Below are 13829 nucleotides of genomic sequence, written 5' to 3'. Positions count from 1 at the left end.
CGCGGCGGGTCGCGGCGGTTTATGCCTCGCTGCGCCCCGATACCCCCGCCTGGGCGAAGGTCGCCATGTCGCGGTGGCAGGCGAGCGCGCCTTTCAGGAGACCGATGGCGAGGGCGGCGCCCGACGCTTCGCCAAGCCGCATGCCGAGGGCCAGCAGCGGCACCAGTCCGAGGCGTTCCAGAACCTCCGCATGGGCCCCCTCCGCCGAGACATGGCCGGCGAGGCAATGGTCCAGCATCGTGGGATCGATGGCGTGGAGGATCGCTGCGGCCGACGTCGCCACATAGCCGTCGATGACCACGGGGATGCGTTGCATCCGCGCCGCCAGGATGGCGCCGGCCATCGCGGCGATCTCGCGGCCTCCGAGGCGCGACAGCACCTGAAGCGGGTCGTCGAGATGGCCGGAATGGAAGGCCAAGGCGGCCTCCACGGCCGCGACCTTGCGCTCGATTCCGGCCGCATCGACGCCGGTGCCACGCCCGACCCAATGCGCCGCCTCGCCACCGTAAAGCGCCGCGTAGATGGCCGCCGCGATGGTGGTGTTGCCGATCCCCATCTCGCCGAGGCCGAGGCAATCCGTGCCTGCGGCGATGGCCTCCATCCCGAAGGCCATGGTGGCGACGCATTCCTTCTCGGTGAAGGCTGGCCCTTCGCAGATGTCGCCGGTGGGAAGGTCGATGGCGAGATCGAAGACCTTGAAGCCGAGGCCGTAGGCGGCACAGAGCTGATTGATCGCGCCGCCGCCCGCCGCGAAATTGTCGAGCATCTGGCGGTTCACCTCCGCTGGGAAGGCGGAGACACCGCGCTTGGTGACCCCGTGGCTGGCGGCGAAAACGCAGACGAGGGGGCGGTCGAGGCTGGGCTGGCCCTTGCCCTGCCAGGCCGCGAGCCATTCGACGAGGTTCTCGAGGCGACCCAGCGCACCGGCCGGCTTCGTCAGCAGCGCATCCCGCTCGCGCACCATCGCGACGGCGTCACGGTCCGCGCCCGGCACGGAGGCGATCAGGCGGCGGATGTCCGAGAACGGCGTCTGGTCGGAATGATCGTGGGTCGGGGGTGTCTGGGTCATCGCGCGAAACTTGCCTTGGGTCTCGGCGCGTCCGGTATGGCGGCCTGCCTGTGGGGCGAGCTATAACCAACGGGGCGCGAACGGTGAAGGCAGGCCTCCATGACACAAGGCCGGGATCTGGAACCGGAAGACACGTTTCCGGGCGCTTCGTTGGCCTACGATCTCGCTATGTGCCTGCGGTTCTATTCGAGGCTACCGGTGCCGCGCCTTCCCGGCGAGGGCGACCCACATCGCTTGCCCGACTTCCGCACCCTGCCGCGGCTGCTGCCCGTGGCGGGTCTCATCCTCGCCCTGCCCTCCGCGCTGATCCTGCTCGTCGCCTGGGGGCTGGATCTCGGGCCGTTCCTGGCGGCGACCCTCGCCGTGGCGGCGGGGACGCTGGTGACGGGGGCGCTGCACGAGGACGGTCTCGCGGACGTGGCGGACGGGTTCGGCGGCGGCGCGACGCGCGAGCGCCGCATCGAGATCATGCGCGACAGCCGGATCGGCGCCTATGGCGGCGTCGCCCTCGTCCTGACCCTCGCCCTGAGGATCGGCGCATTCGCGACCCTTCTCGATCGCACCGGGGCCATGGCGGCGATGGCCCTCCTGCTGGCCGCGTCCCTTTCGCGCAGCGCCGCGCTCGCGCCGATGGTGCTGCTCGGCCCCGCCCGTCCCGGCGGGGCGGGCGCGTTGGTGGGCGTGCCCGATCGCCGGACCATCGCAATCGTCGTGTCCCTCACCCTCGTCTTCGTCGCGATTGGCTGGATCGCCGGCTTGCCCGTCCTCGGCATGGTGCTGATGCCCGCCCTGGCGCTGGGAGCATCCCTCGGCCTCACCGCCCTGGCCCGCGCCAAGATCGGCGGCCAGACCGGCGACGTCATCGGAGCCTGCCAGCAGGTGGCGGAGATCGCGGCGCTTCTCGGCCTCGTGGCGACGGTCCCGCGCTGACCATGGCACTTTGGCGCTTGATCGCGACCCACGCCTGAGGGCATGGAACGGCCATGACCCAGCCTGTCGCCCCGAGGGCTTCGAGCCCCTGCACGAAGCTCTGCATTCTCGACGCGGCGACCGGGCTCTGCGAGGGCTGCGGACGCACGCGCGAAGAGATCGGGATGTGGGGCTCGCTGTCGGAGACGAAGCGGCAAGCCATCATGGCGATCCTCGGGCATCGCCTCCGCGCCGCTTATCCCCTGCGTGGGAAGGCCGTGGCCGGGCCATGATCTACGCCGCCCTCGCGATCCTTCTCGGCATCGTCGCCTTTCTCGTCCTCTCGGATGGTGAGAGCACGGTGGCCGGGCTGGACAAGGACCAGCTCGCACGCCTCGCCTTCAGCGGAACCCTGCTGACGATCTTCCTCGCCGGGTTCTGGCATCGGTTCAGCCAACAGATCGGCACCAACCTGAAGGCGCTGCTGTTCTGGGCCGCCCTCACCGTCGCCCTGGTCGCGGGCTACGCCTACAAGGAGGAGGCCGGGGATGTCGGCAATCGCCTTGTCGGGACGCTGCGGCCCGGCAGCGCCGTGACGTCTGGCGATGGAAGTGTCACGGTCAACCGCCGGGCGGACGGGGCTTTCTCCGTGCGGGCAGCGGTGAACGGCCGTGCCCAGGTCTTCCAGTTCGATACGGGCGCCAGTTCCGTCGTCCTCACGGCGGAGAACGCGGCCGCCATCGGGATCGCGCCGCCGGACTCCGACTTCTCGATCCGGGTCTCGACCGCCAACGGCACCGCGATGGCCGCCCCCGTCTATCTCGACAGCCTCACCGTGGGCACGATCACCGAACGGCGCGTCTCGGCCCTGGTGAGCCGCCGCGGCGCCTTGTCGGGCAACCTCCTCGGGATGAGCTTTCTCGACAGGCTCGGCTCCTACGAGGTGCGGGGCGACCGGCTGGTCCTGCGCCCGGTGCGATAGGGTGGCCCGCGCGATATCGACTCCAGCCCTGGTTTTGCGTCAGCCGTTCGAGGATGCGGAAGCGCTCGGCGGCGGGAATGCGTAGCGAAGGTAAGCCTGGACGAAGTCGGGCATCGACCGGGCGTCGATCTCGTCGCTGGACGCGACCGTGATGAAACCAGCCAGTTCAGGGTCGATCTCGGCGAGGCGATGGCGCTCCATGTCCTGCCGCAGCGTATTTGCCTGATCGGGGAACGTCACGGGCCGCAGAAATGCCGCCTGGCTCTTTCCGCGAAGCAGAAGCCATCGGTTCTGCGCACCGGCCGGAAGTGCCATGCCGGTCTCCTCGACGAACTCGCGCTCGGCGCTGCCGGCCAGATCGACCGTGTCACCGTCACGCACGTCGTCGAGATCCGGCGTGCCGCAGGGGAAATAAGCCTGCCCGGCATTGGCCGTGTGAGCGCCCATGACACCGAGAAGCACGGCGCCATCCGACCCGTGAGGGGCAATGGCCGCGAAGGCGTTCAGAACGGTGGGGTCGGGCGAGCCCAGGTCCTTGTGGGTGATGAAGCTCGCGTAGGACGTCTCGAACAGTTCGACGGAACAGAATGCCCCTTCGAGCCGGCACGATCTCGCGAGGAGGACGCGTCCGTCGAACAGCCCGGACCGCGCGGCGCAGCGCCGACGCCAGTTCTCGGAGATGAGAGCCGCGTTGGCCTGCGCCCATTCCCATGCGAACGGCACCAGCCGCGCCGTCACCCCCTCGATCCGCGTGAGGGTGAAGCCGTCAGACAAGCAAGGTCCCCTCGCTCATCACCACGGCCGAACCACCGATCTCGACGGATTGGAGGGCTCCGGATTCGATGACCAACTGGAGCGCGATCTCGCTCGGACGGCCCATGGCGACGCCCTGGCGGATCAGGACATCGTGCTCGCCGTCACCGAGAGGCTCGAACTCCATCATCACGCCCGCGAAGGCCGCGGCGGCGGACCCCGTTGCCGGGTCCTCCATCACGCCGAGATGCGGCGCGAACATCCGGGTCTGGAAGCGGAGGCCGAGGCCCTCCGGGTCCACGGCGTAGAGGTAGAGCGCCGTCTGAGGATCCAGGGTGGAGAAGGCGGCGAGGTCCACACGCGCCGCGTCGAGCTTCGCCCGCGTATTGACCGGCACGAACAGGAAAGCCGGCCCTGCCGTGTGCCGGCTCGGCACGTGACGCCCGAAGCCGATATCCTGCGTCTCCAACCCGATCATCTGCGCGAGGAGCGTCGCGTCCGGTCCCTCGCCATCGTATCGCGGCAGGATCGGGAGCTTGAAGCGCCCACGGCCGCGCCCCTCGCCGGCCTCGACGACGCAGGCCACGGTACCGATCGTCTCTTCGAGACCGAAGGCGGTGGCGTCGGTGAGGCCGGATTTCGCATCGTGCAACGCAAGCAGGATCGCCGCCCCGAGCGTCGGGTGGCCGGCGAACGGAAGCTCGCGCGTGGGCGTGAAAATGCGGAGGCGGGCCTTGTGGCGTGCTTCCGTCGGCGGCAGCACGAACACCGTCTCGGACAGGTTGAACTCGCCCGCGATCCGCTGCATCGCCGCGTCGTCGAGCCCTTCCGAATCCAGCACCACGGCCAGCGGATTCCCGGCAAAGGGCGTGTCGGTGAAGACGTCGAGGGTGACGAAGCGGCGGCTCATCGGCTTTTCCTTTTCGTTGACCATCAGATCGGCTCTACGGGAAACGTCTCGCTGGGTGCCACGAACTCGTCCTGCGCGTCGACGGTGAGGATCTCGCGCGAACCCGCCTCGGCCGTGCGGCGCAGGAGGCCGTAGACCGAGGCACCGGCCATGCCCAAAGCCAAAGCCGCCGAGCCCGTGCGGGCGTAATGAACGAGGAACAGGGCCGCGATGGCGTCGCCCGCGCCGTTCACGTCGAGGGCGAGGCGCGGCGTGCGCAGGCGCCAGAACAGGCCACCCTCCCCCGCCATCAGGTCGATGGACTCGGACGGGGTGTCCTCGGTGACCAGGGACGTCACCAACACGACGCGCGGCCCCAAAGCCTGGATCGCCGCCACCGCGGCCTTGGCCTCGCCGAGGGTGCCGGTAGGCAGGCCCGACAGGAAGTTCAGCTCGAACTGGTTCGGAGTGACGATATCGGCGGCGGGCAGGGCCTGATCCCGCAGGAATTCAGGGATGCCGGGGCGGACATAGATGCCTCGCCCGGTATCGCCCATCACCGGGTCGCAGCAATACAGCGCCTTCGGGTTGGCGCTCCGCACCGCCGCCACGGCCCGCACGATGGCGGTGCCGATATCGGCCGAGCCCATATAGCCGGACAGGACGCCGTCGCATTGCCCGAGCATACCGCGCTCCGCGATACCGAGCACGAGGTCCTCGATCATCGGCCCATCGAACACACGGCCGCGCCAGGCGCCGTAGCCGGTATGGTTGGAGAACTGCACGGTATGGATCGGCCAGACCTCGACGCCGAGCCGCTGCATGGGAAACACCGCCGAGGCATTGCCCACATGGCCGAAGGCGACGTGCGACTGGATCGATAGAATTCTCATCGGCGTATTCGGCCTTGCTTCGACGGGTGCGAGCGCGACGGGCTGCGTCGTAGCCGGTTTTGTCCCGTGGTGCATTCACAACCGACGTGAGGCCGCCCTCGTGACGAGATCGACCCTTGCCGGAATCGCGGCCTTCCCGCACATCGGGCGCGACGAGCAGGGGCATCCATGGATTTCGAAGCGCTGAAGACCACGATCCTGACCTTCGTGGAGACGCACAAGGAATGGGCACCCCTCATCATCGCGGTGCTCGCCTTCTGCGAATCGCTGGCCTTCCTGTCGATCCTAGTCCCCGCCACCGTGCTGTTGGTGGCCATCGGCGCGCTGATCGGTGCCAGCGGCATCCCGTTCTGGCCGATGGTGATCGCGGGCGGTATCGGCGCCGGGCTCGGGGATTGGGTGTCCTACGAGATCGGCCGCTATTTCCAGCACGGCGCCAAGTCGATCTGGCCGATGAGACGCTATCCGCAGATGGTCGCCAAGGGCGAGGATTTCTGCCGGCGCTATGGCGCCTGGGGCATCGTCATCGGCCGGTTCATCGGCCCGGCCCGCGCGGTGGTGCCGCTCATCGCCGGGATGTTCGAGGTGCCGCGCCTGCCGTTCCAGCTGGCCAATTGGAGTTCGGCCTTCGTCTGGGCCTTCGTCTGGCTCGCGCCGGGCGCGGGCGTCATCAGCTTCTTCAACTCCTGACGCCGCATGCGCCGGTTCCCGCCCGAACGCATCGTCTGCCTGACCGAGGAAACCGTCGAGACCCTCTATCTGCTGGGTGAGGAGGACAGGATCGTCGGCGTGTCCGGCTATGCCGTGCGGCCTGCCCGCGTCCGCAAGGAGAAGCCGCGCGTCTCGGCCTTCACCAGCGCCGACCTGCCCAAGATCCTCGCCCTGCAGCCGGACCTCGTCCTCGCCTTCTCCGACATGCAGGCCGAGATCGTCGCCGACCTCGCCCGCGCCGGAATCTCGGTCCATCTCTTCAACCAGCGCGACGTCGCCGGCTGCCTCGCGATGATCCGCACCGTGGGTGCGCTGGTCGGAGCCAGCGAGATGGCCGACGCGCTGGCCCAGGGTTACGCCCACCGCCTCGGCGCCGCCGCCCTCGACAATGCCGGCCCGCCCCGCCTGAAGGTCTATTTCGAGGAATGGGACGAGCCGATGATCTCTGGCATCGGCTGGGTCTCCGAACTGATCGGCTATGCCGGCGGCGACGACGTCTTTCCCGACCTCTCCCGCCAGCCGGCGGCCAAGGACAGGATCGTCACATCCGAACAGGTGATCGCCGCGCAGCCGGACGTCATCCTCGCCTCGTGGTGCGGCAAGCGGGTGAACATGGCGCGCATCCGCGAGCGGCCGGGCTGGGATTCGATCCCGGCCGTGGCGGTAGGGCGTATCCACGAGATCAAGTCGCCTCTGATCCTGCAGCCCGGGCCGGCGGCGCTGACCGACGGGTTCGACGCGATCCGCGCCGCACTGACGGGCGGGCAGGCTGCCGCAGGTGACAAGGGCGGGCCGACCTGATTCCCTGGCGGGACATTCGATTCGAGACAGCACTCTCCCCAAGCGAAGCCATCCCCAAGCGAAGCCATCCCCAAGCGAAGCCATCCCCAAGCGAAGCCATGTCAGCAGCCCTCGCCCATCTCGTTCTGCCGCCGGACCGCCGGCAATCGGCGACCGCGCTCCAGGTCCAGCGCGGGGTCCGCCGGCTGTTCGCCGACCTTGGCCATGTGACGATCCCGGAATTCTCCCTCGCCAATGGCAGGCGGGCGGACATCATCGCCCTGTGCCCGGCCGGCCGGCTGACCATCGTGGAGATCAAATCCAGCGTCGCCGACTTCCGCGCCGACAAGAAGTGGCCGGATTACCGGGACTATTGCGACCGCTTCTATTTCGCCGTTCCCGATTCCCTCCCCGAAGGACTGACGCCCGACGAGGCCGGGCTGATCATCGCCGACGGTTACAGCGCCGCGATCCTGCGCGACCCGGTCGACCATGTGCTGAGCGGCGCCCGCCGCAAGGCGGTGACCCTGCGCTTCGCCCATTCCGCCGCGCGGCTGCTTCACTCGCTTGCCGATCCGGGGGCGGTGCGGGAGGGGGCGCTTTAACCAAGCAGGAAGCTGCCCCAGTCCTGTAACCCGGCCGCCCCCGGGATCGGCCTACCGCCCGCTTCGCCGCGCCGAGACCAGCGCCAGGGCGGCGAGATCCTTGTCGCCGTCGCCGTGGCTGACGGCATCGATGAGGTTGTCGCGCAGCACGCTGGCGAAAGGCATCGGTACGCCGGCCTGACCCGATGCCGCGAGGGCGAGGCCGATATCCTTGAGCCCGAGCCTCAAACCGAAGCCCGGCGGTTCATAGCGCCCGGCGGCGATGGATGCGCCGTAGCCCTTGTAGACCGGCGAGGCGAACAGCGTGTTGGTGAGAAGGTCGAGGAGATCGGCACCGGCGACGCCATGCCCTTCGGCGAAGGCGGCGGCTTCGCCCATGGCCTCGATGGCCGCGATGAGCATGAAATTGCCCGCGAGCTTCACCGCATTGGCCCGGTACGGCTCGGTTCCGAAGGGCCAGGTCTTCGTGCCGAGGGCGTCGAGCAGCGGTTGCGCCTTTGCGATGACATCCGGGTCTCCGGCGACGACGATGTTCAGGGCACCGTTCTGCGCCACGTCCGGCCTGCCGAAGACGGGGGCGGCGATATAGGGCACGCCGGCCCGCTCGTGGATCGCGGTGAGCTCCTGCGCGAGCGCCACCGAGATCGTGCTCATGCTGAGATGCAGGCCGGGCCGCGTGCCGGAATCGAGAAGTCCGCCCTCCACGATCACCGAACGCAGGGCCGCGTCGTCGGCGAGCATGGTGATCGCCGCATCCCCGGTGAAGGCGTCCGCTGCACTACGCGCGACCGTCACCCCGTCGAGACCGTCGGCGGCGGATGCGGTTCGGTTCCAGACCCTCACCCGATGACCGCCCCGGACGAGGCTCTGAACCATACCCCGGCCCATCCGGCCCAACCCGATCACGCCGACATCCATCCGAGGGCTCCCTTGTTCGTCCCGGTTCAATGGCCGTTGAGAAATTCGATCATCGTGGCGTTGAAGCGATCGGTCGCTTCCATATGGACGAGGTGGCCGACGCCCTCGAAGACGACCGCCCGTCCGTCCGGCATCCGGGCCGCCAGGCTCTTGGCATGGCCGGCATTGTCGCCCATGGCGGCGCGCAGGTTCTCGGGGGCGAAGGGCTTGCCCGGTGCATTGCGATCGTTTGCGCCCATGATGAACAGGGTCGGCGCGGCGATCAGCGGGATCTCGTGCACCACCGGCTGACCCCAGATGATCTGGTAGGAATTGACGAAGGATTGGAGCCAGCGCGGATATTCGCCCGAACCTTTCACGCGCTCGCGGATCGCCACGAAGGGCTCGATCGCCGTGGACGGAAGCGACAGCGCGTAATTCGTCATCAGCTGGCGCCGGTAGACGTCCGCGGTGACACCGCCTTCGATGCGGAGAAGCGTGTCGTTGGAAACGGGCGGGACGGTGAAGCGATAATCCTCGAGACCGATCGGCGCTTCGAGGACGAGGCTGTTCACCCGGCTCGGCGCGTTTCGGGCAAGTCGGGCAGCCAACATACCGCCCATGGAATGCGCGACGACATCGACGCGCGGGAGATTGAGGGCATCGAGAAGCGATACGGTTTCCGCCGCCATCACGTCGAAGCTGAACGGTCCCACCGGCTTCGACGATTTGCCGAAGCCGAGCTGGTCGGGGACGACCACGCGGTAGCCCGCCCCCGCCAGGGCACCGATCACCGGCTCCCAGTAACTCGACGGGAAATTACGGCCGTGCAGCAGCAGAACGGTGCGTCCGTTCGGTGTCCCGGTCGGCGTGACATCCATGTAGGCGAGGCGCTGCAGCTCGTTGTCCCGCGTCAGGTCGAGAAACCAGACGGGGTGGGGATAGGCAAAGCCCTCCAGGCCAATTCCTAGGGGCCCGGCATCGTCGGCTCGCGTGAGAGAAGGTGTGACCGCCAGAAGGAAGCCGAGCAGGAAGGTCGCCAGACGCATGTGATCCCCGGTGGAACGCCTCGATGATGTCTTTGCGATCGATGGGTGACATAGGGCACTTGCCGAAGCGAGCAGGGATCGTTCACGGCTCTGTGCGATGACGCACGAGGCAGACCCTCTCAATAACGGTGGAGCCGGATCGCGGCCCGGCGCGAAACCCATGGATGGTCTGCCGGTGCGAGAGCGCATGCTTGCGCTTCTCGCCATCGGACTCGCCATGACCATGGCGGTACTGGACGGGGCCATCGTCAACGTGGCGCTGCCGGCCATGGCGAAGGATCTCGGGGTCAGCCCCGCTTCCGCGATCTTCGTGGTCAACGCCTTTCAGATCGCCGTGACCGCGTCGCTGCTGCCGCTTGCCTCCCTCGGCGACATCCTGGGCTATCGGAAGGTCTATCTCGCCGGCCTCGTCGTGTTCGTCGCGGCCTCCCTGGCCTGTGCGCTGTCGACCTCCCTGCCCGGGCTCATCGTCGCCCGGATCGCCCAGGGGCTCGGTGCGGCCGGCATCATGAGCGTGAACATCGCCCTGGTGCGCTTCATCTATCCGCATCGCATGATCGGCCGGGGGGTCGGCAACGTGGCGCTCATCGTCGCCATGGCCTCGGCGACCGGCCCGACCGTCGCCGCCGCGATCCTCTCGGTGGCGACCTGGCCGTGGCTGTTCCTGGTCAACCTGCCCGTCGGCCTCGTAGCCCTGGCGGTGGCCGCGCGGACTCTGCCGGTGACGCCGGTGAGCGGGGCCCGGTTCGACGTCCCGAGCGCGATTCTCAACGCCCTCACCTTCGGCCTTCTCATCATCGGACTCGATGGAATCGGCGAGGCGAATGGGCGCTGGCTCGCCCTTGCCGAGATCGCCGCCGGGCTCGCGGTCGGCACCGTCTTCGTCCTGTATCAGGCCCGGCTCGCGACACCGCTGCTGCCGGTGGACCTGCTGCGCATTCCCGCCTTCGCCCTGTCGATGGTGACCTCCATCGCCTCGTTCGGGGCGCAGATGATGGCCTATGTCGCCCTGCCCTTCTATTTCCAGGACGCGTTGCACCTCTCCGCCACCGAGACCGGTTTCCTGATGACGCCCTGGCCCATCGCCATCGCGATCACGGCGCCGGTCTCCGGCCGCCTCGCCGACCGGTACGCGCCGGGTGTTCTCGGCGGAATCGGCCTGGCGCTCATGGCCGGCGGCATCGCGGCGCTGGCTTTGCTCCCCGCCGCCCCAACGCTGGTGGATATCGCCTGGCGGCTGACCGTCTGCGGGATCGGCTTCGGATTGTTTCAGGCGCCGAACAACAAGGTGATCGTCACGAGCGCTCCGCGTTCGCGCAGCGGTGGAGCCAGCGGCATGCAATCGACGGCGCGGCTGACGGGGCAATCGCTCGGCGCGGCCCTCGTCGCCGTCATCTTCGGGCTGACCCATGCCGGCGGAACGGCCGTCTCCATCGGGGCAGCGCTCTGGTGCGCCTGCGCCCTGTCAGCGGCCGGTGCCGTCTCCAGCATCATGCGGCGCCAGCCGACGGGCTGATCCCCGAACGCAGCCACCCATCGCCTGAGGCGTTGATCGACGAGGCTGCCAACGGAGGAAGACATTCATGGACATGAATCTGAAGGGGCGACGTGCCCTGGTGACCGGCTCGACCGGCGGCATCGGCTACGGCATCGCCAAGGCCCTCGCCGAAATGGGCGCCACCGTCGCCGTCAACGGGCGCACACCGGACCGGGTCCGGGCGGCGATCGGGCGCTTGACGGAGGAGACCGGCACGACGGCGTTCATCGCGGCCCCCGGCGATATCGCCACGGCGAGCGGCGCGGAGGCCGTGGTGAAGGGTTTGCCGGAGGTCGATATCCTGGTGAACAACACCGGCATCTTCGAACCGAAGCCCTTCTTCGAGATCCCCGACGACGATTGGCTTCGCTTCTTCGAGACCAACGTGATGAGCGGCATACGCCTCTCGCGGGCCTACACGCCGGGCATGGTCGAGGCCGGATGGGGGCGGGTCGTCTTCATTTCCAGCGAGTCGGGCCTGAATATCCCGGTCGAGATGGTCCATTACGGCATGACGAAGACGGCGCAGCTCGCCGTGTCACGGGGCCTCGCCGAGACGGTGGCCGGAAGCGGAGTGACCGTGAACAGCGTACTGCCCGGGCCGACCCTGTCGGAGGGTGTCGCGGACTTCATGGCGAAAATGGCGAAGGATACCGGCGAGGTCGATCTCGACAAGCTGGGACGTGACTTCGTCGCCGAGCACCGCTCGACCTCGCTCATTCGTCGCTTGGCGACGGTCGAGGAGGTCGCCAGCATGGTCGCCTACATCTGCAGTCCGTCCGCCAGCGCCACCAGCGGTGCGGCCCTACGCGTCGATGGGGGAGTGATCCGTCACATTGCCTGAGCGCAATGCTCTCGAGTCGCTAGCGGACGCGCCGAAACTCACAGAGAGCCTGCCCGGCGCCACTCGAGCGCCGGGCCGCACCGGCATCAGGCCGACTTGAGATGGGCAGCGAGGTGCTTGTTCATCTCGAACATCGTGCATTTGTCTTTGCCGAAGACCTTCTTCAGCTTGTCGTCGGCCAGGATCTCGCGCTTGTTCTCGGGATTCTGGAGATTGTGCTTCTTGATGTATTCCCAAACCTTGCTGACGACCTCGCCGCGCGGAAGCGCTGCGGAGCCGACGACGGCCGCGAGTTCCTCGGAGGGCTTCAGCGGCTGCTGCAGCGCGTTGGGCTTAGCGGCGCCTTCAGCCTTCGGAGCAGCGGTCTTCTTGGCAGCGGCCGGCTTGTCGGCTGCCTTGGTGGTGGTCTTGGTTGCCATGAGTTCCTCCGGTTTTTGGCTTTGAGCGCCGTCACGCCCACGGCCAAGGGCCTCGGAGCGCATAGCTGCAACAACTAAGCGGTGCTGAGAGCGTTCCAAGAGGGAATCACGTAGACCCCGCCGCCCATCCACAGAAGGGACGGGGATAGCGGGGATATTGCAAGCCCACGAAGGCGGGAGCACGGACTTCCGTCCCGACGCGATCCGATCCGCATGACGGCCGCTCCCTCTATGATCGTCATTTGGGACGACAGAGCGGCCCGGCGGCATCGAAACGGGCATCGTCCGAAAAACCTGTCGTCCGACAATGCGTTAGGAAGACAACCGAGTCGTTCCGAGGCCTTCGCTGTGCGGTTCGCGAGAGAAGCGCCGCATGATCCAGTGGTAAGGAGAGGATCGGGTCTGCGCCGGGTGGCAGGACGGTACGTCGCCGGACGATGCCGCATCACGGCAGCGTGCAATCTTTTTTCGTTCCTCCCCCGGAATCGCCGCATCTGCGCGATCTCGGAACACCGCCCAGATGCGACGGAGAACGATCCCTTAAGCGCGATGAGGAACACTGAGGGCATGTTCATCGCAGCCATTGCCCTCGCCCTCGTCGCTTCCGGCGTGCTCCTCGCTGGCCTGACGGGACTCGTTGCCGCCGAAGGTCGGGTCGATACCGACACGCGTGGTGCCGATCTCGTCTGACCGGCATCGTCGCCCTCACACACGACAACGCCGCCGATGGGGGCTCCATCGGCGGCGCTTTTAGAATCCGTCAGTCGCGTCGCGCGGTTCTAGAACTTCCCGCCGAGGCCGACACTGCCGCCCGACCCCATCTGCGGGGCGAGCCCGCCGGAGCTCGAACGGCTGGTCGTTTCGCCCTCGATGTCCTCACGGCGAATCCGGCGCTCCGCCTCTGCCTGGGAGCGGGTCTGGCCGCCGGCCGATTTCGGCAGGTCCAGGCGCCGCGTCGGAGCCGTCTGGAGCGGCGCCCCATCGGGATCGACCTCGGCCGCCCGTGCGCGCTGAGCGCCGGGCACGGCACCGCGCATGGAGGGCGGAGGACCGACTTCGCTCTCAGGCATGACGCCACCGCCGCCGGACAATGCCTGGCAACCGCCCAAAGACGCTGCAAGAAGCGCCAGAGCGCAGGCTTTCGACGGGATACGCATCGACGAGTTCCTCAAAAGTATTCCACCTCAGTTCGCGCGGGTGGTTCGGCACGCTTGCGCGCATCTCTACGATGCACAAAAGGCGAAAACCAGACGATCACAGGGCTTTCGTCATACCTCACGCGGCGGACAGGGAAAAATTCCGTGTCGGCGGGCGCCGGTTCGCCTGGACAGCTTCCGCGCTGCACGCCACCATGACCGCCACGGTCCGGTTCTTGCCAATCCGTGATCGGGACGAGCCGCTCCTCTGCCGATCGGTTCGCCGTCATCCACAACTTCGCCTTGGTCCGCTCTCATACGCCTTCCCACTCCATGCCAGGCGAGAACGTCTCGGG

17 protein-coding genes are annotated in these 13829 nt (G+C 67.9%); 9 read left to right on the top strand and 8 right to left on the bottom strand.

All coding sequences use genetic code 11. The features are described 5' to 3' along the window. Positions 1 to 19: 19 nt before the first annotated feature. Entirely contained in the window at positions 20 to 1069 is a 1050-nt protein-coding gene (gene cobT / locus ASF32_RS12670; RefSeq protein ID WP_056428803.1) for a nicotinate-nucleotide--dimethylbenzimidazole phosphoribosyltransferase, read from the bottom strand. Positions 1070 to 1168: 99 nt separating this feature from the next. On the opposite strand from cobT, the gene cobS reads away from it, so the two are divergent. From cobS to ASF32_RS12655, 3 genes are read left to right on the top strand one after another with little or no spacing between them, the layout of a single operon-like run. Next, positions 1169 to 1999 carry an adenosylcobinamide-GDP ribazoletransferase gene (gene cobS, locus ASF32_RS12665; RefSeq protein WP_056428801.1) on the top strand — a complete coding sequence of 277 codons (831 nt, stop codon included), beginning with the start codon at positions 1169 to 1171 and terminating at the stop codon, positions 1997 to 1999. Positions 2000 to 2052: 53 nt separating this feature from the next. Then, on the top strand, positions 2053 to 2271 hold the full coding sequence (locus ASF32_RS12660) for a DUF1289 domain-containing protein (RefSeq protein ID WP_056428798.1): 219 nt from the start codon (positions 2053 to 2055) through the stop codon (positions 2269 to 2271). Beyond that, the gene (locus ASF32_RS12655) at positions 2268 to 2960 is read left to right on the top strand and encodes a TIGR02281 family clan AA aspartic protease (protein ID WP_056428795.1); all 693 of its coding nucleotides are present in this window, start codon (positions 2268 to 2270) and stop codon (positions 2958 to 2960) included. Before ASF32_RS12660 ends, ASF32_RS12655 begins: the two co-directional genes overlap by 4 nt. A gap of 39 nt (positions 2961 to 2999) precedes the next feature. On the opposite strand, the gene ASF32_RS12650 is transcribed toward ASF32_RS12655, so the two are convergent. Genes ASF32_RS12650 through pdxY form a run of 3 tightly spaced genes read right to left on the bottom strand, consistent with a single transcriptional unit; the run spans position 3000 to position 5495 of the window. Continuing rightward, positions 3000 to 3734 carry a hypothetical protein gene (locus ASF32_RS12650; protein WP_056428792.1) on the bottom strand — a complete coding sequence of 245 codons (735 nt, stop codon included), beginning with the start codon at positions 3732 to 3734 and terminating at the stop codon, positions 3000 to 3002. Further along, a complete protein-coding gene (locus tag ASF32_RS12645; protein WP_056428963.1) occupies positions 3727 to 4623 on the bottom strand; it encodes a PhzF family phenazine biosynthesis protein in 897 nt (298 codons plus the stop codon). Before ASF32_RS12645 ends, ASF32_RS12650 begins: the two co-directional genes overlap by 8 nt. Positions 4624 to 4646: 23 nt before the next feature. Then, the gene (gene pdxY, locus ASF32_RS12640; RefSeq protein WP_056428789.1) at positions 4647 to 5495 is read right to left on the bottom strand and encodes a pyridoxal kinase PdxY; all 849 of its coding nucleotides are present in this window, start codon (positions 5493 to 5495) and stop codon (positions 4647 to 4649) included. Positions 5496 to 5663: 168 nt separating this feature from the next. Between pdxY and ASF32_RS12635 the strand changes: the two genes are divergently transcribed. The 3 genes from ASF32_RS12635 to ASF32_RS12625 all read left to right on the top strand — a co-directional run bounded on the left by ASF32_RS12635 (position 5664) and on the right by ASF32_RS12625 (position 7591). Further along, positions 5664 to 6185 (top strand): DedA family protein, encoded by a 522-nt coding sequence (locus ASF32_RS12635; protein ID WP_056428787.1) that lies wholly within the window; start codon positions 5664 to 5666, stop codon positions 6183 to 6185. Between the two features lie 6 nt (positions 6186 to 6191). Continuing rightward, positions 6192 to 7007, top strand: a complete 816-nt coding sequence (locus ASF32_RS12630) for a cobalamin-binding protein (protein ID WP_056428782.1) — start codon at positions 6192 to 6194, stop codon at positions 7005 to 7007. A gap of 98 nt (positions 7008 to 7105) precedes the next feature. Further along, complete coding sequence (locus ASF32_RS12625; RefSeq protein ID WP_056143956.1) at positions 7106 to 7591, top strand: MmcB family DNA repair protein; 486 nt, start codon at positions 7106 to 7108, stop codon at positions 7589 to 7591. A 51-nt stretch (positions 7592 to 7642) separates the two neighbouring features. On the opposite strand, the gene ASF32_RS12620 is transcribed toward ASF32_RS12625, so the two are convergent. Then, a complete protein-coding gene (locus ASF32_RS12620; protein WP_056428780.1) occupies positions 7643 to 8509 on the bottom strand; it encodes an NAD(P)-dependent oxidoreductase in 867 nt (288 codons plus the stop codon). Positions 8510 to 8535: 26 nt separating this feature from the next. After that, complete coding sequence (locus ASF32_RS12615) at positions 8536 to 9537, bottom strand: alpha/beta fold hydrolase (protein WP_056428777.1); 1002 nt, start codon at positions 9535 to 9537, stop codon at positions 8536 to 8538. 187 nt (positions 9538 to 9724) lie between these two features. On the opposite strand from ASF32_RS12615, the gene ASF32_RS12610 reads away from it, so the two are divergent. Together ASF32_RS12610 and ASF32_RS12605 are read left to right on the top strand one after the other, a co-directional pair. After that, positions 9725 to 11053: an MFS transporter gene (locus tag ASF32_RS12610; RefSeq protein ID WP_244483639.1), complete on the top strand. Its 1329-nt coding sequence runs from the start codon at positions 9725 to 9727 to the stop codon at positions 11051 to 11053. A 67-nt stretch (positions 11054 to 11120) separates the two neighbouring features. Next, positions 11121 to 11918 (top strand): SDR family NAD(P)-dependent oxidoreductase, encoded by a 798-nt coding sequence (locus tag ASF32_RS12605; RefSeq protein ID WP_056428769.1) that lies wholly within the window; start codon positions 11121 to 11123, stop codon positions 11916 to 11918. A gap of 86 nt (positions 11919 to 12004) precedes the next feature. Here ASF32_RS12605 and ASF32_RS12600 read toward each other — a convergent pair whose 3' ends face one another. Then, positions 12005 to 12337 carry an SWIB/MDM2 domain-containing protein gene (locus ASF32_RS12600; RefSeq protein ID WP_056428766.1) on the bottom strand — a complete coding sequence of 111 codons (333 nt, stop codon included), beginning with the start codon at positions 12335 to 12337 and terminating at the stop codon, positions 12005 to 12007. A 549-nt stretch (positions 12338 to 12886) separates the two neighbouring features. Here ASF32_RS12600 and ASF32_RS25765 point away from each other — a divergent pair. After that, on the top strand, positions 12887 to 13027 hold the full coding sequence (locus tag ASF32_RS25765; protein WP_156652708.1) for a hypothetical protein: 141 nt from the start codon (positions 12887 to 12889) through the stop codon (positions 13025 to 13027). 89 nt (positions 13028 to 13116) lie between these two features. Here ASF32_RS25765 and ASF32_RS12595 read toward each other — a convergent pair whose 3' ends face one another. Beyond that, positions 13117 to 13494, bottom strand: a complete 378-nt coding sequence (locus tag ASF32_RS12595) for a hypothetical protein (RefSeq protein ID WP_056428763.1) — start codon at positions 13492 to 13494, stop codon at positions 13117 to 13119. Positions 13495 to 13829 lie beyond the last annotated feature (335 nt).

This window comes from Methylobacterium sp. Leaf91 (genome assembly GCF_001422815.1).
Classification (GTDB): domain Bacteria; phylum Pseudomonadota; class Alphaproteobacteria; order Rhizobiales; family Beijerinckiaceae; genus Methylobacterium.
Note: the sequence above shows the minus strand (reverse complement) of the source record. Positions and strands in the feature narration are given on the sequence as shown.